The organism is Pseudomonas sp. UBA4617, assembly GCF_002386445.1.
In the GTDB taxonomy this organism is placed as follows: domain Bacteria; phylum Pseudomonadota; class Gammaproteobacteria; order Pseudomonadales; family Pseudomonadaceae; genus Aquipseudomonas.
In genome coordinates, this window is sequence record NZ_DGIR01000024.1 from 41,507 (window position 1) to 60,552 (window position 19,046).

The 19,046-nt window shown below is 61.3% G+C and carries 16 protein-coding genes; 14 read left to right on the plus strand and 2 right to left on the minus strand.

Going from position 1 to position 19,046, the window contains the following annotated elements; all coding sequences use genetic code 11:
- Nucleotides 1-3: 3 nt before the first annotated feature.
- Nucleotides 4-1,293, minus strand: coding sequence for a citrate synthase (gene gltA, locus B4L76_RS10405; RefSeq protein WP_085625400.1), 1,290 nt, complete (start codon nt 1,291-1,293; stop codon nt 4-6).
- A gap of 352 nt (nt 1,294-1,645) precedes the next feature.
- Between gltA and sdhC the strand changes: the two genes are divergently transcribed.
- The 11 genes from sdhC to B4L76_RS10460 all read left to right on the plus strand — a co-directional run bounded on the left by sdhC (nt 1,646) and on the right by B4L76_RS10460 (nt 15,593).
- Nucleotides 1,646-2,032, plus strand: coding sequence for a succinate dehydrogenase, cytochrome b556 subunit (gene sdhC / locus B4L76_RS10410; RefSeq protein WP_012315350.1), 387 nt, complete (start codon nt 1,646-1,648; stop codon nt 2,030-2,032).
- A complete protein-coding gene (sdhD, locus tag B4L76_RS10415; protein ID WP_003254214.1) occupies nt 2,026-2,394 on the plus strand; it encodes a succinate dehydrogenase, hydrophobic membrane anchor protein in 369 nt (122 codons plus the stop codon). Before sdhC ends, sdhD begins: the two co-directional genes overlap by 7 nt.
- Nucleotides 2,395-2,397: 3 nt before the next feature.
- The gene (gene sdhA, locus B4L76_RS10420) at nt 2,398-4,170 is read left to right on the plus strand and encodes a succinate dehydrogenase flavoprotein subunit (protein WP_186674795.1); all 1,773 of its coding nucleotides are present in this window, start codon (nt 2,398-2,400) and stop codon (nt 4,168-4,170) included.
- An 11-nt stretch (nt 4,171-4,181) separates the two neighbouring features.
- Entirely contained in the window at nt 4,182-4,886 is a 705-nt protein-coding gene (locus B4L76_RS10425) for a succinate dehydrogenase iron-sulfur subunit (protein WP_011534752.1), read from the plus strand.
- Nucleotides 4,887-5,132: 246 nt separating this feature from the next.
- Nucleotides 5,133-7,964 (plus strand): 2-oxoglutarate dehydrogenase E1 component, encoded by a 2,832-nt coding sequence (locus tag B4L76_RS10430; protein ID WP_225778551.1) that lies wholly within the window; start codon nt 5,133-5,135, stop codon nt 7,962-7,964.
- A gap of 42 nt (nt 7,965-8,006) precedes the next feature.
- Nucleotides 8,007-9,221 (plus strand): 2-oxoglutarate dehydrogenase complex dihydrolipoyllysine-residue succinyltransferase, encoded by a 1,215-nt coding sequence (gene odhB / locus B4L76_RS10435; protein ID WP_170030852.1) that lies wholly within the window; start codon nt 8,007-8,009, stop codon nt 9,219-9,221.
- A 97-nt stretch (nt 9,222-9,318) separates the two neighbouring features.
- The gene (gene lpdA / locus B4L76_RS10440) at nt 9,319-10,755 is read left to right on the plus strand and encodes a dihydrolipoyl dehydrogenase (protein WP_013973439.1); all 1,437 of its coding nucleotides are present in this window, start codon (nt 9,319-9,321) and stop codon (nt 10,753-10,755) included.
- Between the two features lie 172 nt (nt 10,756-10,927).
- On the plus strand, nt 10,928-12,094 hold the full coding sequence (gene sucC, locus B4L76_RS10445) for an ADP-forming succinate--CoA ligase subunit beta (protein WP_003254205.1): 1,167 nt from the start codon (nt 10,928-10,930) through the stop codon (nt 12,092-12,094).
- The gene (sucD, locus tag B4L76_RS10450; protein ID WP_004376004.1) at nt 12,094-12,978 is read left to right on the plus strand and encodes a succinate--CoA ligase subunit alpha; all 885 of its coding nucleotides are present in this window, start codon (nt 12,094-12,096) and stop codon (nt 12,976-12,978) included. The genes sucC and sucD overlap by 1 nt, the downstream gene beginning before the upstream one ends.
- Before the next feature lie 367 nt (nt 12,979-13,345).
- A complete protein-coding gene (gene brnQ, locus B4L76_RS10455; protein ID WP_296232269.1) occupies nt 13,346-14,659 on the plus strand; it encodes a branched-chain amino acid transport system II carrier protein in 1,314 nt (437 codons plus the stop codon).
- Nucleotides 14,660-14,840: 181 nt separating this feature from the next.
- Nucleotides 14,841-15,593 (plus strand): DUF599 domain-containing protein, encoded by a 753-nt coding sequence (locus tag B4L76_RS10460; protein WP_296232270.1) that lies wholly within the window; start codon nt 14,841-14,843, stop codon nt 15,591-15,593.
- Nucleotides 15,594-15,661: 68 nt separating this feature from the next.
- On the opposite strand, the gene B4L76_RS10465 is transcribed toward B4L76_RS10460, so the two are convergent.
- Complete coding sequence (locus B4L76_RS10465) at nt 15,662-15,946, minus strand: hypothetical protein (RefSeq protein WP_086978461.1); 285 nt, start codon at nt 15,944-15,946, stop codon at nt 15,662-15,664.
- A gap of 154 nt (nt 15,947-16,100) precedes the next feature.
- On the opposite strand from B4L76_RS10465, the gene B4L76_RS10470 reads away from it, so the two are divergent.
- The 3 genes from B4L76_RS10470 to htpG all read left to right on the plus strand — a co-directional run bounded on the left by B4L76_RS10470 (nt 16,101) and on the right by htpG (nt 19,030).
- The gene (locus tag B4L76_RS10470) at nt 16,101-16,577 is read left to right on the plus strand and encodes a PaaI family thioesterase (RefSeq protein ID WP_296232272.1); all 477 of its coding nucleotides are present in this window, start codon (nt 16,101-16,103) and stop codon (nt 16,575-16,577) included.
- Nucleotides 16,574-17,056, plus strand: a complete 483-nt coding sequence (locus B4L76_RS10475) for a PaaI family thioesterase (protein ID WP_296232274.1) — start codon at nt 16,574-16,576, stop codon at nt 17,054-17,056. The genes B4L76_RS10470 and B4L76_RS10475 overlap by 4 nt, the downstream gene beginning before the upstream one ends.
- A gap of 69 nt (nt 17,057-17,125) precedes the next feature.
- The gene (htpG, locus tag B4L76_RS10480; RefSeq protein ID WP_186688238.1) at nt 17,126-19,030 is read left to right on the plus strand and encodes a molecular chaperone HtpG; all 1,905 of its coding nucleotides are present in this window, start codon (nt 17,126-17,128) and stop codon (nt 19,028-19,030) included.
- Nucleotides 19,031-19,046 lie beyond the last annotated feature (16 nt).

Sequence of the window (19,046 nt, forward strand, 5' to 3'; positions counted from 1 at the left end):
GGCTTACTTGCGGTCCTGCAGTGCAACGATGTCGCGCTTCTGCTCGCCGGTGTACAGCTGGCGCGGGCGGCCGATCTTGTACGGGCTGGAGAGCATTTCTTTCCAGTGCGAGATCCAGCCCACGGTACGTGCCAGGGCGAAGATCACGGTGAACATGCTGGTCGGAATGCCGATCGCCTTGAGGATGATCCCCGAATAGAAGTCGACGTTCGGGTACAGCGAGCGCTCGATGAAGTACGGATCGGTCAGGGCGATCTCTTCCAGGCGCATGGCCAGTTCCAGCTGCGGGTCGTTCTTGATGCCCAGTTCGCGCAGCACTTCGTCGCAGGTCTGCTTCATCACGGTGGCGCGCGGGTCGCGGTTCTTGTACACGCGGTGGCCGAAGCCCATGAGCTTGAACGGGTCGTTCTTGTCCTTGGCCTTGGCGATGAACTTGTCGATGTTCGAGACATCGCCGATTTCATCGAGCATGGTCAGCACCGCTTCGTTGGCACCGCCGTGGGCCGGGCCCCACAGTGCAGCGATACCGGCGGCGATACAGGCGAACGGGTTGGCGCCCGACGAACCGGCCAGGCGCACGGTGGAGGTGGAGGCGTTCTGCTCATGGTCGGCATGGAGGATGAAGATCCGGTCCATCGCCTTGGCCAGCACCGGGCTGATCGGCTTGATCTCGCACGGGGTGTTGAACATCATGTGCAGGAAGTTTTCCGCGTACGACAGGTCGTTGCGCGGGTACATCATCGGCTGGCCCATGGAGTACTTGTACACCATCGCGGCCAGGGTCGGCATCTTGGCGACCAGGCGCACCGCGGAAATCTCGCGGTGTTGCGGGTTATTGATGTCCAGGGAGTCGTGATAGAACGCCGACAGGGCGCCGACCACGCCGCACATCACCGCCATCGGGTGGGCGTCGCGGCGGAAGCCGTTGAAGAAGGACTTCAGCTGCTCGTGAACCATGGTGTGGTTCTTCACGGTGCTGACGAACTGGGCCTTCTGCTCGGCATTCGGCAGTTCGCCGTTGAGCAGCAGGTAGCAGGTTTCGAGGTAGTCGGACTTTTCGGCGAGCTGCTCGATCGGGTAGCCGCGGTGCAGCAGAATACCCTGGTCGCCGTCAATGTAGGTGATCTTCGACTCGCACGAGGCGGTCGCCATGAACCCAGGGTCGAAGGTGAAGTGACCAGTGGCCCCCAACCCGCGGACGTCGATTACATCAGGACCAACGGTGCCGGTTAAAATGGGCAGCTCGACGGGGGCAGCGCCCTCGATGACCAACTGCGCTTTTTTGTCAGCCATGTGGCCTCCTATTAATGCTTGAAATCATCAGACAGACCCCCCACGCAGGGCCCGCACCACTATAGAGGGATAAATTCAGAAGTCAATTTGCCTAAAGGCTTGTTGAAACAGGCATTGAGGCCTGGTTTTTCGCGAAATTCTCGCCCATTTACGCCTTTTCCCCATTAAAGGCAATGCGCTATTTGGGCTACCCCGTCACGTTGTCATAAGCAGCCTAACTGTCTATACTCGCAACCCGACCGCCAGGGGCTTGCAAGCCCGAACTGCTGGGGGTCGCCGTTCCCTGGGTGGTGGGTACCTGACCAGTACACTTACCAACAACTTTGCCCTGATTCGCTAGGGGCTCTTCAGTGTGAAAAAAGCCGTGAAAAGCCAACGACCTGTAAACCTAGACCTAAGGACCATCAAGCTCCCCGTCACTGCGTACACGTCCATCCTGCACCGTATCTCCGGCGTCATCCTGTTCCTCGGCCTTGCCATCATGCTTTATGCACTGGGCAAATCGCTGGGTTCCGAGGAAGGCTTCGGTGAGGTGAAGGCGTGTCTGACCAGTCCGCTGGCCAAGTTCGTGACCTGGGGCCTGCTGTCCGCCCTGCTTTATCACCTCGTGGCAGGTGTACGTCACCTGATCATGGACATGGGTATCGGTGAGACGCTGGAAGGCGGCAAGCTGGGCTCGAAAATCGTGATCGTCATCTCCGTGGTGCTGATCGTTCTGGTGGGAGTTTGGGTATGGTAACCAATGTCACGAACCTGTCGCGTTCGGGTCTCTATGACTGGATGGCGCAGCGCGTTTCTGCGGTCGTTCTCGCGGCTTACTTCCTGTTCCTGATCGGCTACGTGGTCGCCCACCCAGGCATCGACTACACCCAGTGGCATGGTCTGTTCTCCAACAACGCGATGCGGATCTTCAGTCTGCTGGCCCTCGTTGCCCTGGGCGCTCACGCCTGGGTCGGCATGTGGACCATCGCCACCGACTACCTGACGCCAATGTCGTTCGGCAAGTCGGCAACTGCGATTCGTTTCCTGTTCCAGGCGGTATGCGGCGTTGCGATGTTCGCTTACTTCGTCTGGGGTGTGCAGATTCTCTGGGGTATCTGATCCATGGCTAGCATTCCAACCATTTCTTTCGACGCCATCATCATCGGTGGCGGCGGTGCCGGCATGCGCGCTGCGCTGCAGCTGGCCCAAGGCGGCCACAAGACCGCCGTGGTCACCAAGGTCTTCCCGACCCGTTCGCACACTGTATCCGCCCAGGGCGGCATCACCTGCGCCATCGCTTCGGCCGACCCGAACGACGACTGGCGCTGGCACATGTACGATACCGTCAAGGGCTCCGACTACATCGGTGACCAGGACGCTATCGAATACATGTGTCAGGAAGGCCCGGCTGCGGTCTTCGAACTGGACCACATGGGCCTGCCGTTCTCGCGTACCGAAACCGGCCGTATCTACCAGCGTCCATTCGGTGGCCAGTCCAAGGACTTCGGTAAAGGCGGCCAGGCTGCCCGCACCTGCGCCGCGTCCGACCGTACCGGTCACGCGCTGCTGCACACCCTGTACCAGGGCAACCTGAAAGCCGGCACCACCTTCCTCAACGAGTACTACGCCGTAGACCTGGTGAAAAACCAGGACGGCGCATTCGTGGGTGTGATCGCGATCTGCATCGAAACCGGCGAAACCCTGTACATCAAGTCCAAGGCCACCGTACTGGCCACTGGCGGTGCCGGCCGTATCTATGCCTCCACCACCAACGCCCTGATCAACACCGGTGACGGCGTGGGCATGGCCCTGCGTGCCGGCGTGCCGGTGCAGGACATCGAAATGTGGCAGTTCCACCCGACCGGCATCGCCGGCGCCGGTGTACTGGTCACCGAAGGTTGCCGCGGTGAAGGTGGCTACCTGATCAACGCCCACGGCGAGCGCTTCATGGAGCGTTACGCGCCGAACGCCAAAGACCTGGCCGGCCGCGACGTGGTCGCCCGTTCCATGGTCAAGGAAATCATCGCCGGCAACGGCGTGGGCCCGAACAAGGACCACGTACTGCTGAAGCTGGACCACCTGGGCGAGGAAGTGCTGCACAGCCGCCTGCCAGGTATCTGCGAACTGTCCAAGACCTTCGCCCACGTCGACCCGGTGGTCGCGCCGGTACCGGTCATCCCGACCTGCCACTACATGATGGGCGGCGTCGCCACCAACATCCACGGCCAGGCCATCACCATGGACGCCGAAGGCAACGACCAGATCATTCCTGGCCTGTTTGCCGTAGGTGAAGTGGCGTGCGTATCGGTGCACGGTGCCAACCGCCTGGGCGGCAACTCGCTGCTCGACCTGGTGGTGTTCGGCCGTGCTGCCGGCCTGCACCTGGAGAAGGCGCTGACCGAAGGCGTGGAATACCGCGACGCCAGCGACACCGACGTCGATGTTGCTTTGAACCGCCTGAACAAGCTGAACGAGCGCACCACCGGTGAAGACGTTGCCAGCCTGAAGCGCGAGCTGCAGAGCTGCATGCAGAACTACTTCGGTGTGTTCCGTACCGGCGAATACATGCAGAAGGGTATCGAGCAGCTGGCCGGTCTGCGTGACCGTATCGCCAACGTCAAGATCAACGACAAGTCCAAGGCCTTCAACACCGCGCGTATCGAGGCCCTGGAGCTGCAGAACCTGCTGGAAGTCGCCGAAGCTACCGCCATCGCGGCCGAAGCCCGTAAAGAGTCCCGCGGCGCTCACGCCCGTGAAGACTACGAAGACCGTGACGACGAAAACTGGCTGTGCCACACCCTGTACTACCCGGGTGAGAAGCGCGTCGCCAAGCGTGGCGTCAACTTTGCGCCGAAGACTGTTCCAGCCTTCGAACCAAAAGTCCGGACTTACTAAGGGTGGCCGCTATGTTGCAAGTCGAAGTTTATCGTTACAACCCGGACACCGATTCCGCGCCGAAAATGCAGACCTTCCAGGTCGATACCGGCGGCAAGGACCTGATGGTGCTGGATGTGCTGGCATTGATCAAAGAGCAGGACGAAGGGTTCTCCTACCGTCGCTCGTGCCGTGAAGGCGTTTGCGGTTCCGATGGCATGAACATCAACGGCAAGAACGGCCTGGCCTGCATCACCCCGCTGTCGGCGGTGGTGAAGGGTAACAAGCTGATCCTGCGTCCGCTGCCAGGCCTGCCGGTCATTCGTGACCTGGTCGTCGACATGAGCATCTTCTACAAGCAGTACGAGAAGGTGAAGCCGTTCCTGCAGAACGACACTCCGGCGCCAGCTATCGAGCGTCTGCAGTCGCCGGAAGACCGCGACAAGCTGGACGGCCTGTACGAGTGCATCCTGTGCGCTTGCTGCTCGACTTCCTGCCCGTCGTTCTGGTGGAACCCGGACAAGTTCCTGGGCCCCGCTGCACTGCTGCAGGCCTATCGCTTCCTGGCCGACAGCCGCGATACCAAGACCCAGGAGCGCCTGGCGTCCCTGGATGACCCGTTCAGCGTATTCCGCTGCCGCGGGATCATGAACTGCGTCAACGTTTGCCCTAAAGGTCTGAACCCGACCAAGGCAATCGGGCACGTACGTAACATGCTGCTGCAAAGCGGCACCTGATACAAAGCGTTGTACCTGCAGTAAGCCGAGGTGCGGGTGGTGAGCCCGCACCGAGGTAAAACCCGAACAAGGGCCCACAAAGCCTGCGTTCATTACCTATGAAGATATGAGACCAGCAGGGGCTTTCCGGGCTGGTACCCGGAAAATCAGCAGGATCCAAGTGGCGTGGTTCAGTCGCTGTGTTCGGACTTTTCCAGGTTTGCTGTGGCTCTCGCCGATCAGTCCCCTAACCGAGGGTGACCAAGCATGCAAGAAAGCGTGATGCAGCGCATGTGGGAAAGCGCCCACCTTTCAGGTGGTAACGCTGCATATGTGGAAGAGCTCTATGAGCTCTACCTGCACGACCCTAACGCTGTGCCAGAAGAGTGGCGCACCTACTTCCAGAAGTTGCCCGCCGACGGCAGCACCGCTACCGATGTATCGCACTCGACAATCCGCGACCATTTCGTACTGCTGGCGAAGAACCAGCGCCGCGCCCAACCGGTATCTGCCGGGAGCGTGAGCAGTGAACACGAGAAGAAGCAGGTTGAAGTTCTGCGACTGATCCAGGCCTATCGCATGCGCGGCCATCAGGCTGCCAAGCTCGACCCGTTGGGGTTGTGGCAGCGTCCAGCGCCTGTAGACCTGTCGATCAATCACTACGGCTTGACCAATGCCGATCTTGATACGACCTTCCGTGCCGGCGACCTGTTCATCGGCAAAGAGGAGGCGAGCCTACGCGAGATCGTCGAGGCGCTCCAGAAGACATATTGTCGCACCATTGGCGCCGAGTTCACCCACATCGTCGACTCCGAGCAGCGCAGCTGGTTCCAGCAGCGCCTGGAAAGCGTACGCGGCCGTCCGGAGTTTTCCGCCGACGTGCAGGCCCACCTGCTCGAGCGCGTGACCGCCGGTGAGGGCCTCGAGAAATACCTGGGCACCAAGTACCCGGGGACCAAGCGTTTCGGCCTCGAGGGCGGCGAAAGCCTGATCCCGATGCTGGACGAGATGATCCAGCGTTCCGGCTCCTACGGCACCAAGGAAGTCGTGATCGGCATGGCCCACCGTGGCCGCCTGAACGTCCTGGTGAACACCTTCGGCAAGAACCCGCGCGAGCTGTTCGACGAGTTCGAAGGCAAGAAGATGAACGAGCTGGGCTCCGGTGACGTGAAGTATCACCAGGGCTTCTCCTCGAACGTGATGACCCCGGGTGGCGAAGTGCACCTGGCCATGGCGTTCAACCCGTCCCACCTGGAAATCGTCTCGCCCGTGGTCGAGGGGTCGGTGCGCGCCCGTCAGGATCGCCGCAACGACACCGTTGGCGACAAGGTGCTGCCGATCTCGATTCACGGCGATGCCGCATTCGCCGGCCAGGGCGTGGTCATGGAAACCTTCCAGATGTCGCAGACCCGCGGTTTCAAGACCGGCGGCACCGTGCACATCGTGATCAACAACCAGGTCGGTTTCACCATCAGCAACCCGCTGGATGCGCGCTCCACCGAGTACGCCACCGACGTGGCCAAGATGATCCAGGCGCCGATCCTGCACGTGAACGGCGACGACCCGGAAGCCGTGCTGTTCGTGACCCAGCTGGCCATCGACTACCGCATGCAGTTCAAGCGTGACGTGGTCATCGACCTGGTCTGCTACCGCCGTCGCGGCCACAACGAGGCCGACGAGCCGAACGGCACCCAGCCGCTGATGTACCAGCAGATCAGCAAGCAGCGCACCACCCGTGAGCTGTACGCCGATGCACTGATCCAGGCCGGCCGCATCGATGCCGAGCGCGCCCAGGCCAAGATCGACGAGTACCGCAACGCGCTGGACAACGGCCTGCACGTGGTCAAGAGCCTGGTCAAGGAGCCGAACCGCGAGCTGTTCGTCGACTGGCGTCCATACCTGGGCCATGCCTGGACCGCGCGTCACGACACCCGTTTCGACCTCAAGACCCTGCAGGAACTGTCGGCCAAGCTGCTGGAAATTCCGGAAGGTTTCGTGGTTCAGCGCCAGGTCGCCAAGATCTACGAAGACCGCCAGAAGATGCAGGCCGGTGGCTTGCCGATCAACTGGGGTTATGCAGAGACCATGGCTTACGCCACCCTGCAGTTCGAAGGCCACCCGATCCGCATGACCGGCCAGGACATCGGCCGTGGCACCTTCTCGCACCGTCACGCGGTGCTGCACAACCAGAAGGACGCCAGCACCTACGTACCGCTGAAGAACCTGTTCCCGGGCCAGCCGAAGTTCGAACTGTACGACTCGTTCCTGTCGGAAGAGGCGGTACTGGCCTTCGAATACGGCTACTCCACCACCACGCCGAACGCGCTGGTGATCTGGGAAGCCCAGTTCGGCGACTTCGCCAACGGTGCGCAAGTGGTGATCGACCAGTTCATCACCAGCGGCGAGCACAAGTGGGGCCGCCTGTGCGGTCTGACCATGCTGCTGCCACATGGTTATGAAGGGCAGGGCCCGGAGCACTCCTCCGCGCGCCTGGAGCGTTACCTGCAGCTGTGCGCCGAGCACAACATCCAGGTCTGCGTACCGACCACCCCGGCCCAGATCTACCACCTGCTGCGTCGCCAGGTCATCCGTCCGCTGCGCAAGCCGCTGATCGTCCTGACGCCGAAGTCGCTGCTGCGCCACAAGCTGGCCGTGTCGACCCTCGAGGACCTGGCAGAAGGTTCGTTCCAGACCGTGATCCCGGAAATCGACAGCCTCGATCCGGCCAAGGTCGAACGCCTGATCCTGTGCGGTGGCAAGGTTTACTACGACCTGCTGGAAAAGCGCCGTGCCGAAGGCCGCGAAGACATCGCCATCGTGCGTATCGAGCAGCTGTATCCGTTCCCGGAAGACGACCTGGTCGAAATCCTGGCGCCTTACACCAACCTCAAGCATGCGGTCTGGTGTCAGGAAGAGCCGATGAACCAGGGCGCCTGGTACAGCAGCCAGCACCACATGCGCCGTATCCTGGGCCGCCACAACAAGGCACTGGTCCTGGAATACGCCGGCCGCGACGCTTCCGCCGCGCCAGCCTGTGGTTACGCTTCGAAGCACGCCGAACAGCAGGAAAAACTGCTGCAAGACGCCTTCACTGTCTAACGCCTTCGCGCACCTGAAACCGAATTTAAGGAAACACTGATAATGGCTATCGAGATCAAAGCCCCAACCTTCCCGGAATCGGTTGCCGATGGCACCGTTGCCACCTGGCACAAGCAGCCGGGCGACGCCGTCAAGCGTGACGAGCTGATCGTCGACATCGAGACCGACAAGGTCGTCCTGGAAGTACTGGCTACCGCCGACGGCGTACTGGGCGCCATCGTCAAGGGCGAGGGCGACACCGTCCTGTCCGACGAAGTGCTGGGTTCGATCGTTGAAGGCGGTGCTGCCGCCGCTGCTCCAGCCGCCGCCCCGGCCGCTGCTGCTCCGGCTGCCGCTGCTGCCGACGCTGGCGAAGAAGACCCGGTTGCCGCCCCGGCCGCGCGCAAGCTGGCTGAAGAAAACGGCATCGACCTGGCCAGCGTTGCCGGCACTGGCAAAGGTGGTCGCATCACCAAGGAAGACGTCGTCGCTGCCGTCGCCAACAAGAAGTCGGCCCCGGCCCCGGCGGCCAAGCCGGCTGCCGCTGCTGCCCCGGTTGTGGTGGCCGCTGGCGACCGCACCGAGAAGCGCGTGCCGATGACCCGCCTGCGTGCCAAGATCGCCGAGCGTCTGGTCGAAGCCCAGTCGAGCATGGCCATGCTGACCACCTTCAACGAAGTCGACATGACCGAAGTCATGGCCCTGCGTTCGAAGTACAAGGACCTGTTCGAGAAGACCCACAACGGCGTACGCCTGGGCTTCATGTCGTTCTTCGTCAAGGCCGCTACCGAAGCCCTGAAGCGCTTCCCGGCTGTGAACGCCTCGATCGATGGCAATGACATCGTCTACCATGGCTACGCCGATGTCGGTGTTGCCGTGTCCAGCGACCGTGGCCTGGTGGTACCGGTACTGCGTAACGCCGAGTCGATGAGCCTGGCGGAAATCGAGAACGGCATCGCCACCTTCGGCAAGAAGGCCCGTGACGGCAAGCTGGCCATCGAAGAAATGACCGGCGGCACCTTCACCATCACCAACGGTGGTACCTTCGGCTCGATGATGTCGACCCCGATCGTCAACCCGCCGCAGGCCGCCATCCTCGGCATGCACAACATCATCCAGCGCCCGATGGCCATCAATGGCCAGGTCGTGATTCGCCCGATGATGTACCTGGCGCTGTCGTACGATCACCGCCTGATCGACGGCAAGGAAGCGGTAACCTTCTTGGTCACCATCAAGAACCTGCTGGAAGACCCGTCTCGCCTGCTGCTGGACATCTAATCGCGCAGCTGCAAGCGGCAAGCGCCAGGCTTCAGCTTGAAGCCTGTCGGTCTTGCGGCTTGCAGCTTGTCGCTTGAAGCTAAAAAAGGAATCTTTTATGACCCAGAAATTCGACGTAGTGGTGATTGGTGCAGGTCCTGGCGGCTATGTGGCTGCCATCAAGGCCGCACAGCTTGGTCTGAAGACTGCCTGTATCGAAAAATACACCGACGCCGAGGGTAAGCTGGCCCTGGGCGGCACCTGCCTGAACGTGGGTTGCATTCCTTCCAAGGCGCTGCTGGACAGCTCCTGGAAATACAAGGAAGCCAAAGAGAGCTTCAACGTCCACGGCATCTCCACTGGCGAAGTGAAGATGGACGTCGCCGCGATGGTTGGCCGCAAGGCTGGCATCGTCAAGAACCTGACCGGTGGCGTTGCCACCCTGTTCAAGGCCAACGGCGTCACCTCGATCCAGGGCCACGGCAAGCTGCTGGCGGGCAAGAAGGTCGAAGTCACCAAGGCTGATGGCACCACCGAAGTCATCGAAGCCGAGAACGTGATCCTGGCTTCCGGCTCGCGCCCGATCGACATTCCGCCGGCTCCGGTCGACCAGAACGTCATCGTCGACTCCACCGGCGCCCTGGAATTCCAGGCCGTGCCGAAGCGCCTGGGCGTTATCGGTGCTGGCGTGATCGGCCTCGAGCTGGGCTCGGTATGGGCTCGCCTGGGCGCCGAAGTCACCGTCCTGGAAGCCCTGGACACCTTCCTGATGGCTGCCGACACCGCCGTGTCGAAAGAGGCCCAGAAGACCCTGACCAAGCAAGGCCTGGACATCAAGCTGGGTGCACGGGTCACCGGTTCGAAAGTCAACGGCAACGAAGTTGAAGTGACCTACACCGACGCCAACGGCGAGCAGAAGATCACCTTCGACAAGCTGATCGTCGCGGTCGGCCGTCGCCCGGTGACCACCGACCTGCTGGCTGCCGACAGCGGCGTGACCATCGACGAGCGTGGCTACATCTTCGTCGACGACTATTGCGCCACCAGCGTACCGGGCGTCTACGCCATCGGCGACGTGGTACGCGGCATGATGCTGGCTCACAAGGCCTCGGAAGAGGGCATCATGGTGGTCGAGCGCATCAAGGGTCACAAGGCCCAGATGAACTATGACCTGATCCCGTCGGTCATCTATACCCACCCGGAAATCGCGTGGGTCGGCAAGACCGAACAGGCCTTGAAGGCCGAGGGCGTTGAGGTTAACGTGGGCACCTTCCCGTTCGCGGCCAGCGGCCGTGCGATGGCTGCCAACGACACCGGTGGTTTCGTCAAGGTCATCGCCGATGCCAAGACCGACCGCGTACTGGGTGTACACGTGATTGGCCCATCGGCTGCCGAACTGGTGCAGCAAGGCGCAATCGCAATGGAATTCGGCACCAGTGCCGAGGATCTGGGCATGATGGTCTTCAGCCATCCGACCCTGTCCGAAGCGTTGCATGAAGCAGCGCTGGCTGTGAATGGCGGCGCCATTCACGTGGCCAACCGTAAGAAGCGTTAATTATAAGAAACCACGGCGGGCTGCCCGTCGTGAGTCTTGCGTGCATGACTCACCGCGGAAAGTCCGCCGGACCGGATCACACGGGAAAACCCGGGGTCAACGGTCACAGGTGGTGCGGCGCCAGTAATGGCGCAGCGCCGAAGCGCAGTACCTAACGAAGACGGTAAAAAGCATGAATCTTCACGAGTATCAGGGTAAGCAGCTGTTCGCTGAATACGGCCTGCCAGTTTCCAAGGGTTTCGCTGTCGATACCCCTGAGCAAGCTGCAGAAGCCTGCGACAAGATCGGCGGGAACGAGTGGGTGGTAAAAGCCCAGGTTCACGCGGGTGGTCGCGGCAAGGCGGGCGGCGTCAAGCTGGTTCGCAGCAAAGAAGACGCCAAGGCGTTCGCTGCACAGTGGTTGGGCAAGAATCTGGTTACCTACCAGACCGATGCCAACGGTCAACCCGTCTCCAAGATTCTGGTCGAATCCTGCACTGACATCGCCAAAGAGCTGTACCTGGGCGCTGTAGTCGATCGTTCGAGCCGCCGTATCGTGTTCATGGCCTCCACCGAAGGTGGCGTGGACATCGAGAAAGTAGCTCACGAAACCCCCGAAAAGATCCTCAAGGCCACTATCGATCCGCTGGTCGGCGCGCAGCCGTTCCAGGGCCGTGAACTGGCGTTCCAGCTGGGCCTGGAAGGCAAGCAGGTTCAACAGTTCGCCAAGATCTTCGTTGGCCTGGCCAAGCTGTTCAAGGACCACGACCTGGCGCTGCTGGAAGTGAACCCGCTGGTGATCAAGGCCGACGGCGACCTGCACTGCCTCGATGCCAAGATCAACATCGACGCCAACGCCATGTACCGTCAGCCGAAGCTGAAAACCTTCCACGACCCGTCGCAGGACGACGCCCGTGAAGCCCACGCTGCCAAGTTCGAACTGAACTACGTTGCCCTCGAAGGCAACATCGGCTGCATGGTCAACGGTGCCGGTCTGGCCATGGGCACCATGGATATCGTCAACCTGCACGGCGGCAAGCCAGCCAACTTCCTCGACGTGGGTGGTGGTGCTACCAAGGAGCGCGTTACCGAAGCGTTCAAGATCATTCTGTCCGACAGCAATGTCGCGGCCGTTCTGGTCAACATCTTCGGCGGCATCGTTCGTTGCGACATGATTGCCGAAGGCATCATTGGTGCAGTGAAAGAAGTCGGCGTCAAGGTTCCGGTTGTCGTGCGCCTTGAAGGCAACAACGCCGAACTGGGCGCTAAAGTACTGGCAGAAAGCGGTTTGAACATCATTGCGGCAACCAGCCTGACCGACGCTGCTCAACAAGTTGTCAAAGCTGCGGAGGGCAAGTAATGAGCGTCCTGATCAATAAAGACACCAAGGTCATCTGCCAGGGCTTCACCGGCTCGCAGGGTACTTTCCACTCCGAACAGGCCATCGCCTACGGCACCAAGATGGTCGGCGGCGTAACCCCAGGCAAGGGCGGCACCACCCACCTGGGCCTGCCGGTGTTCAACACCGTGAAGGAAGCCGTGGAGGCCACCGGCGCTGACGCTTCGGTCATCTACGTTCCGGCTCCGTTCTGCAAGGACTCGATCCTGGAAGCGGCCTTCGGCGGCATCAAGCTGATCGTCTGCATCACCGAAGGCATCCCTACCCTGGACATGCTGGATGCCAAGGTCAAGTGCGACGAGCTGGGCGTGACCCTGATCGGCCCTAACTGCCCAGGCGTCATCACCCCGGGCGAGTGCAAGATCGGCATCATGCCTGGCCACATCCACCTGCCAGGCAAGGTCGGTATCGTTTCGCGTTCCGGTACCCTGACCTACGAAGCGGTCAAGCAGACCACCGACGCCGGCTTCGGCCAGTCGACCTGCGTAGGTATCGGTGGCGACCCGATCCCTGGCTCCAACTTCATCGACATCCTGAAGCTGTTCCAGGAAGACCCGAAGACCGAAGCGATCGTCATGATCGGTGAGATCGGCGGTTCGGCTGAAGAAGAAGCTGCGGCCTACATCAAGGCCAACGTCACCAAGCCTGTAGTTTCCTACATCGCTGGTGTTACCGCTCCGGCGGGCAAGCGCATGGGCCACGCTGGCGCCATCATCTCCGGCGGCAAGGGTACAGCAGACGAGAAGTTCGCTGCCCTGCAGGACGCTGGTGTGAAGACCGTGCGTTCCCTGGCTGACATCGGCAAGGCCCTGGCCGAGCTGACTGGCTGGGAAGTCAAGAAGTAATACCGCTGCACCCCCCACGCGCACAAAGGCCACCTTCGGGTGGCCTTTGTCGTTTGCGGGGCACCGTAATATGGATTTTCGATTGGTTTCATAGGTTTTTTCGTACAGACCAAGGTTTCAAACCGAGGATAATCGTCACTGTCCACGGCCGCACAGGCGACAAACACATACGCACATCGGACAAGCAGCACTGTGCCAGTGCGTTTAAGTGACAAAACAGTTACCCTACGCGCTCACTCTGTGCCCGTCCCCCAAAAGGGAACGACACGCTAAACGGGTCTGGCTTATCAAGCCGGGCAGCATTTCCCCCAACCCATGGGGAAATCCCTTCTCGAATCCCGATTTCAGCAGTGTGGTACTACCTTAAATGAAAGTTTTGAAAGGCCAGGACATCCTGGCGCTTGGCTTTATGACGTTTGCGCTTTTCGTGGGCGCGGGCAATATCATCTTCCCGCCTATCGTCGGCCTGCAGTCTGGCCCGCACGTGTGGATGGCCGCCCTGGGCTTCCTGGTTACCGCCGTGGGCCTGCCGGTCATCACCGTGGTCGCCCTGGCCAAGGTCGGCGGCGGCATGGATGCCTTGAGCAGCCCGATCGGCAAGTTCTTCGGCGGCCTGCTGGCGGCTGTGTGCTACCTGTCGGTCGGCCCGCTGTTCGCCACCCCGCGCACCGCGACCGTGTCGTTCGAAGTGGGTGTGGCACCGCTGACCGGTGAAAGCCCGTTGGCGCTGTTCATTTACAGCCTGGTGTACTTCCTCGTGGTGCTGGCGGTGTCCATGTACCCGGGCAAGTTGCTCGATACCGTGGGCCGCTTCCTGGCGCCGTTGAAGATCATCGCCCTGGCGGTGCTGGGCATCGCCGCCTTCGCACTGCCCGCCGGCACCATGGGTGAAGCGCAGCCGGCCTATGCTGCCGCGGCCTTCTCCAAGGGCTTCTCCGATGGCTACCTGACCATGGACACCCTGGGTGCGCTGGTATTCGGTATCGTCATCGTCAATGCCATTCGCTCGCGCGGTGTCGAGTCGCCGAAGCTGATCACCCGCTATGCCATCATCGCGGGCCTGATCGCCGGTGTCGGCCTGGCCCTGGTGTATGTAAGCCTGTTCCGCCTGGGCGCTGGCAGCCACGAGATCGCGGCGGGTGCCACCAATGGCGCGGCGGTGCTGCATGCCTATGTGCAGCACACCTTCGGCTCGCTGGGCAGCGGCTTCCTCGCCGTGCTGATCGCGCTGGCGTGTCTGGTCACCGCTGTCGGCCTGACCTGTGCCTGCGCCGAGTACTTCAGCCAGATCCTGCCGCTGTCGTACCGTGCCTTGGTAGTGATTCTGGCGGGCTTCTCGCTGCTGATTTCCAACCTTGGCCTGACCAAGCTGATCATGTTCTCGGTCCCGGTGCTCACCGCGATCTATCCCCCCTGCATCGTGGTGGTCGGCCTGAGTTTCGTGAAGGACCTGTGGAACTCGCCAACCCGCATCCTGGCACCGGTGATGCTGGTGTCGCTGCTGTTCGGCATGGTCGATGCCATAAAGGGCAGCAGCGTTGCCCACGTGTTGCCGGACTTCCTGGCACACCTGCCGCTGAGCGACCAGGGCCTGGCCTGGCTGGTGCCTTCGGTGGTGACCCTGGTGGGCGCAGTGGCCTGCGACCGCCTGCTGGGCAAGCCACGCGAAGCGTTGGCTTGACAGTCGAAGCCTGAGGCGGCACTGGCCACAAGCCATAAGGTGCTCGCCTAAGGTGGAAACCCCAAGCCCCGTATCCGTGAGGATGCGGGGTTTTTTTTGGCGTCAGTGTGCCTTTCCTTGCTTGCCAGCGTCGAAATCCGGTCCCTATCCTTCAGGTATCTGGCCCTCTCGGGAACCCTGCATGAACTTCATCCAAAGCAATCTCAGCAATCTGTTGGCCATCGCCTGGTTCGCCCTGTGCTGGGGCGGCTACACCCGCTACGCCATATGGAAGGGTCGCGACACTGCGTGCCTGGCCAGCGTGCTGCATCTGTACCGTGAGGACTGGATGCGCCGCATGCTGCTGCGTGACAACCGCATCGCCGATGCCAGCGTGATCGGCAACCTTGAGCGCAATGCTTCGTTCTTCGCCTCCAGCACCCTGATCATCCTGGCGGGTATCCTCACTGTGCTCGGCGCTTCCGACCGGGCGCTGTCATTGCTGGCGGACCTGCCGCTGGTGCAGCAAACGTCGCAAGGTATGTCGGAGATCAAGCTGTTGTGCCTGGCCATGGTGTTCGTCTACGCCTTCTTCACCTTCAGCTGGTGCATGCGCCAGTACAACTTTGCCGCAGTGCTGGTGGGTTCGGCGCCGATGATCGGCGAGCGCCTGGTCAATGAACTGGAACGCAAGGCGTTCGCCTCGCGGGCGGCGAGGGTGTTGTCACTGGCGGCCAACCAGTTCAACTTCGGGCTGCGTTCTTATTACTTCGGCATGGCCATGTTGAGCTGGTTTATCAGCCCGTGGTTATTCATGGCCATGAGTGTCGGCGTAGTGCTGATTCTGTACCGCCGGGAGTTCCATTCGGATGTGCTGGATGTGATGGTGTTCACACCCACTGAAAGTCTGCCGGCTGAAGTGCCCAGGGAACCCGCCGTGGGCGGAAACAACTGAAACGTTTTATTTGCCGTTTTTCAGGCACAAAAAAACCCGACCATGTCGGGTTTTTTTGTATAGACCGATTACTGCTTGGCAGGCTCGGCCGGGGTGGCTGGCGCGGCTTCCGGAGCCGGAGTAGCCGGAGCGGCTTCTTCGGCAGCCTTCTGCTCGGCTTCGGCCTGATCTTTGGCGGCTTCGGCGTTTTCCTTGGCAGCCTCGTTCATCTTATCCTGAGCTTCGCCCGCTTTCTCCTGGGCTTGCTCGGCGTGTTGCTGTGCGTCCTGGGCTTTGTCTTCGCTCGCTTTATCGCAAGCAGCCAGGCCCATGGCAGCGGCCAGCATCAGAGCAAAAGCAAAAGGTTTACGCATGGGGGTGTTTCTCCTTGGTGGAATAAGTGACTTGTTCCTTCGAGTCCAACTACGCGGAATAAGTTCCGCGAAGGTTACACATATATAACGCCCTCATCTATATAGACTTTTCAACGAATTTATGCCGCGGTGGCAATGTGGGTGGTAACAGGCTATGAGTGATGCAACCTTGAAGGCCATGGCCGAGCGTTTTCTCTCGGCGCTGCAACATTGTCAGTTATTGCAGATGCGCGTGGCCCAGGCCAATGCCGATGGCATCACCCTGGTCCTGCCCTGGTCGCCGGCCATTGTCGGCAACCCGCAGACCGGTGCCGTGCACGGCGGCGCGCTGACCACGCTGATGGACACCACCTGTGGCATGGCCACGCTGTGCGTGCTGCCGCGCTTCGAAGTGTGCCCGACCCTGGACCTGCGCATCGACTACATGCACCCGGCCGAAGCCGGCAAGGCCATCTACGGTCACGCCCAGTGCTATCGGGTAACCCGCGACGTGATCTTCACCCGTGGCACGGCCTACCAGGACGACCCGGCGCAACCGATCTGCCAGGTAGTGGGTACGTTCATGCGCCTGGGCCAGCAGATCAAAGGTGGCATCCGTTTCGGCAATAGCCTGAAGGAGGGCGGCGCATGATTCCGCACGCGGTTCGCCAGCAACTCAACGCTGCCCACGCGGTTGGCGATTACCGGCCATTACTGGCGCTGATTCCCTACGCCAGCCTGATCGGCATCGAATGCGAACGCCAGGGCGATGATCTGCTGTTCCGCCTGCCGGCCAGGCAGGACAACATCGGCAACCCGCTGCTACCCGCCATCCACGGTGGAGTGATAGCAGGCTTCATGGAATTGTCGGCAGCGCTTTATCTGCTGATATACAGCGAGAGCGCGAGCATTCCTAAGATCATCGACTTTTCCATTGACTACCTGCGCGCCGGGCACTTTCGCGATACCTATGCCCAGTGCCAGCTATGGCGCCAGGGGCGGCGGGTGACCAATGTGGCCATCACCGCCTGGCAGGCTGACCGGCAGGCGCCGATTGCCACCGCCCGCGCGCATTTCAAGATCGAACCGCAAGCGCCCTTGAAATCATCCGGGCAGCCCCCATCTGCATGACATCCGCCGTCAACGCAGGCCGAACCGGCCGCCGGCGCCAACTGCCATCAGATCGGAGTTTTGAAGACCATGAGTGTGGAGACTCAAAAAGAAACGCTGGGCTTCCAGACCGAGGTGAAGCAGCTGCTGCACCTCATGATCCATTCCTTGTATTCGAACAAGGAGATCTTCCTGCGTGAATTGATCTCCAACGCCTCCGACGCGGCCGACAAGCTGCGTTTCGAGGCCCTGGCCAAGCCAGAGCTGTTCGAGGACGACGCCGACCTGAAGATTCGCCTGAGCTTCGACAAGGATGCCGGTACCGTGACCCTCGAGGACAACGGCATCGGCATGAGCCGCGAAGACGTCATCGCCCACCTGGGCACCATTGCCAAGTCCGGCACCGCCGACTTCATGAAGAACCTCACCGGTGACCAGAAGAAGGACTCGCACCTGATCGGTCAGTTCGGTGTGGGCTTCTATTCTGCATTCATTGTCGCCGACAAGGTCGACGTGTACAGCCGCCGCGCCGGTCTGCCGGCCGCCGAAGGCGTGCACTGGTCGTCGAAGGGCGAGGGCGAGTTCGAGGTCGCCACCGTCGACAAGCCGCAGCGCGGTACCCGCATTGTCCTGCACCTGAAGAAGGGCGAGCAGGAGTTCGCCGATGGCTGGCGCCTGCGCAACGTGGTCAAGAAATACTCTGACCACATCGCCCTGCCGATCCAGCTGCCGAAGGAGCAGGTTGCCGCCGAAGGCGAGGAGCAGCCGGCCCAGGAATGGGAAACCGTCAACCGTGCCAGCGCCCTGTGGACCCGTCCGCGTACCGAGATCAAGGACGAGGAGTACCAGGAGTTCTACAAGCACATCGGCCACGACTTCGAGAACCCGCTGGCCTGGAGCCACAACAAGGTCGAAGGCAAGCTCGAATACAACTCGCTGCTGTACGTGCCGGCCCGCGCGCCGTTCGACCTGTACCAGCGCGAAGCGCCACGCGGCCTGAAGCTGTACGTGCAGCGTGTGTTCATCATGGACCAGGCCGAGTCGTTCCTGCCGCTGTACCTGCGCTTCATCAAGGGCGTGGTCGATTCCAACGACCTGTCGCTCAACGTGTCGCGGGAAATCCTGCAGAAAGACCCGATCATCGACTCGATGAAGACCGCGCTGACCAAGCGCGTGCTGGACATGCTGGAGAAACTGGCCAAGAACGAACCCGAGCAGTACAAGGGCTTCTGGAAGAACTTCGGCCAGGTGCTGAAGGAAGGCCCGGCCGAGGACTTCGCCAACAAGGAGAAGATTGCCGGCCTGCTGCGCTTCGCCTCTACCCAGGATGACAGCGGCGAGCAGAGCGTTGCCCTGGCCGACTACCTGGCTCGGGCCAAGGAAGGACAGGACAAGATCTACTACCTGACCGGCGAGTCGTACGCGCAGGTCAAGAACAGCCCGCACCTGGAAGTCTTCCGCAAGAAGGGCATCGAAGTGCTGCTGCTGACCGACCGTATCGACGAGTGGCTGATGAGCTACCTCAACGAGTTCGACGGCAAGGCCTTCGTCGACGTCGCCCGTGGCGACCTGGACCTGGGCAAGCTGGATTCGGAGGAAGACAAGAAAGCCCAGGAAGAAGTTGCCAAGGAGAAGGAAGGCCTGGTCGAGCGCCTGAAGGGGGCACTGGGTGACAGCGTGGCCGAAGTTCGCGTGTCGCACCGCCTGACCGACTCGCCGGCGATTCTCGCCATCGGTGAGCAGGACCTGGGCCTGCAGATGCGCCAGATCCTCGAAGCCAGCGGGCAGAAGGTGCCGGAGTCCAAGCCGATCTTCGAGTTCAACCCGACTCACCCGCTGATCGAGAAGCTGGACAACGAGCAGAGCGAAGACCGCTTTGCCGAGCTGTCGCATATCCTGTTCGACCAGGCGGCCCTGGCGGCCGGTGACAGCCTCAAGGACCCGGCTGCTTACGTTCGTCGCCTGAACAAGCTGCTGGTCGAGCTGTCTGCTTGAGTTGATGGATGGAAAG

Excerpts from the sequence above, each read along its gene's own strand:
- gltA (WP_085625400.1), bottom strand. The coding sequence starts at position 1,293 with ATGGCTGACAAAAAAGCGCAGTTGGTCATCGAGGGCGCTGCCCCCGTC.
- sdhD (WP_003254214.1), top strand. The coding sequence starts at position 2,026 with ATGGTAACCAATGTCACGAACCTGTCGCGTTCGGGTCTCTATGACTGG.
- sdhA (WP_186674795.1), top strand. The coding sequence starts at position 2,398 with ATGGCTAGCATTCCAACCATTTCTTTCGACGCCATCATCATCGGTGGC.
- B4L76_RS10425 (WP_011534752.1), top strand. The coding sequence starts at position 4,182 with ATGTTGCAAGTCGAAGTTTATCGTTACAACCCGGACACCGATTCCGCG.
- B4L76_RS10430 (WP_225778551.1), top strand. The coding sequence starts at position 5,133 with ATGCAAGAAAGCGTGATGCAGCGCATGTGGGAAAGCGCCCACCTTTCA.
- odhB (WP_170030852.1), top strand. The coding sequence starts at position 8,007 with ATGGCTATCGAGATCAAAGCCCCAACCTTCCCGGAATCGGTTGCCGAT.
- lpdA (WP_013973439.1), top strand. The coding sequence starts at position 9,319 with ATGACCCAGAAATTCGACGTAGTGGTGATTGGTGCAGGTCCTGGCGGC.
- sucC (WP_003254205.1), top strand. The coding sequence starts at position 10,928 with ATGAATCTTCACGAGTATCAGGGTAAGCAGCTGTTCGCTGAATACGGC.
- sucD (WP_004376004.1), top strand. The coding sequence starts at position 12,094 with ATGAGCGTCCTGATCAATAAAGACACCAAGGTCATCTGCCAGGGCTTC.
- brnQ (WP_296232269.1), top strand. The coding sequence starts at position 13,346 with ATGAAAGTTTTGAAAGGCCAGGACATCCTGGCGCTTGGCTTTATGACG.
- B4L76_RS10460 (WP_296232270.1), top strand. The coding sequence starts at position 14,841 with ATGAACTTCATCCAAAGCAATCTCAGCAATCTGTTGGCCATCGCCTGG.
- B4L76_RS10465 (WP_086978461.1), bottom strand. The coding sequence starts at position 15,946 with ATGCGTAAACCTTTTGCTTTTGCTCTGATGCTGGCCGCTGCCATGGGC.
- B4L76_RS10470 (WP_296232272.1), top strand. The coding sequence starts at position 16,101 with ATGAGTGATGCAACCTTGAAGGCCATGGCCGAGCGTTTTCTCTCGGCG.
- B4L76_RS10475 (WP_296232274.1), top strand. The coding sequence starts at position 16,574 with ATGATTCCGCACGCGGTTCGCCAGCAACTCAACGCTGCCCACGCGGTT.
- htpG (WP_186688238.1), top strand. The coding sequence starts at position 17,126 with ATGAGTGTGGAGACTCAAAAAGAAACGCTGGGCTTCCAGACCGAGGTG.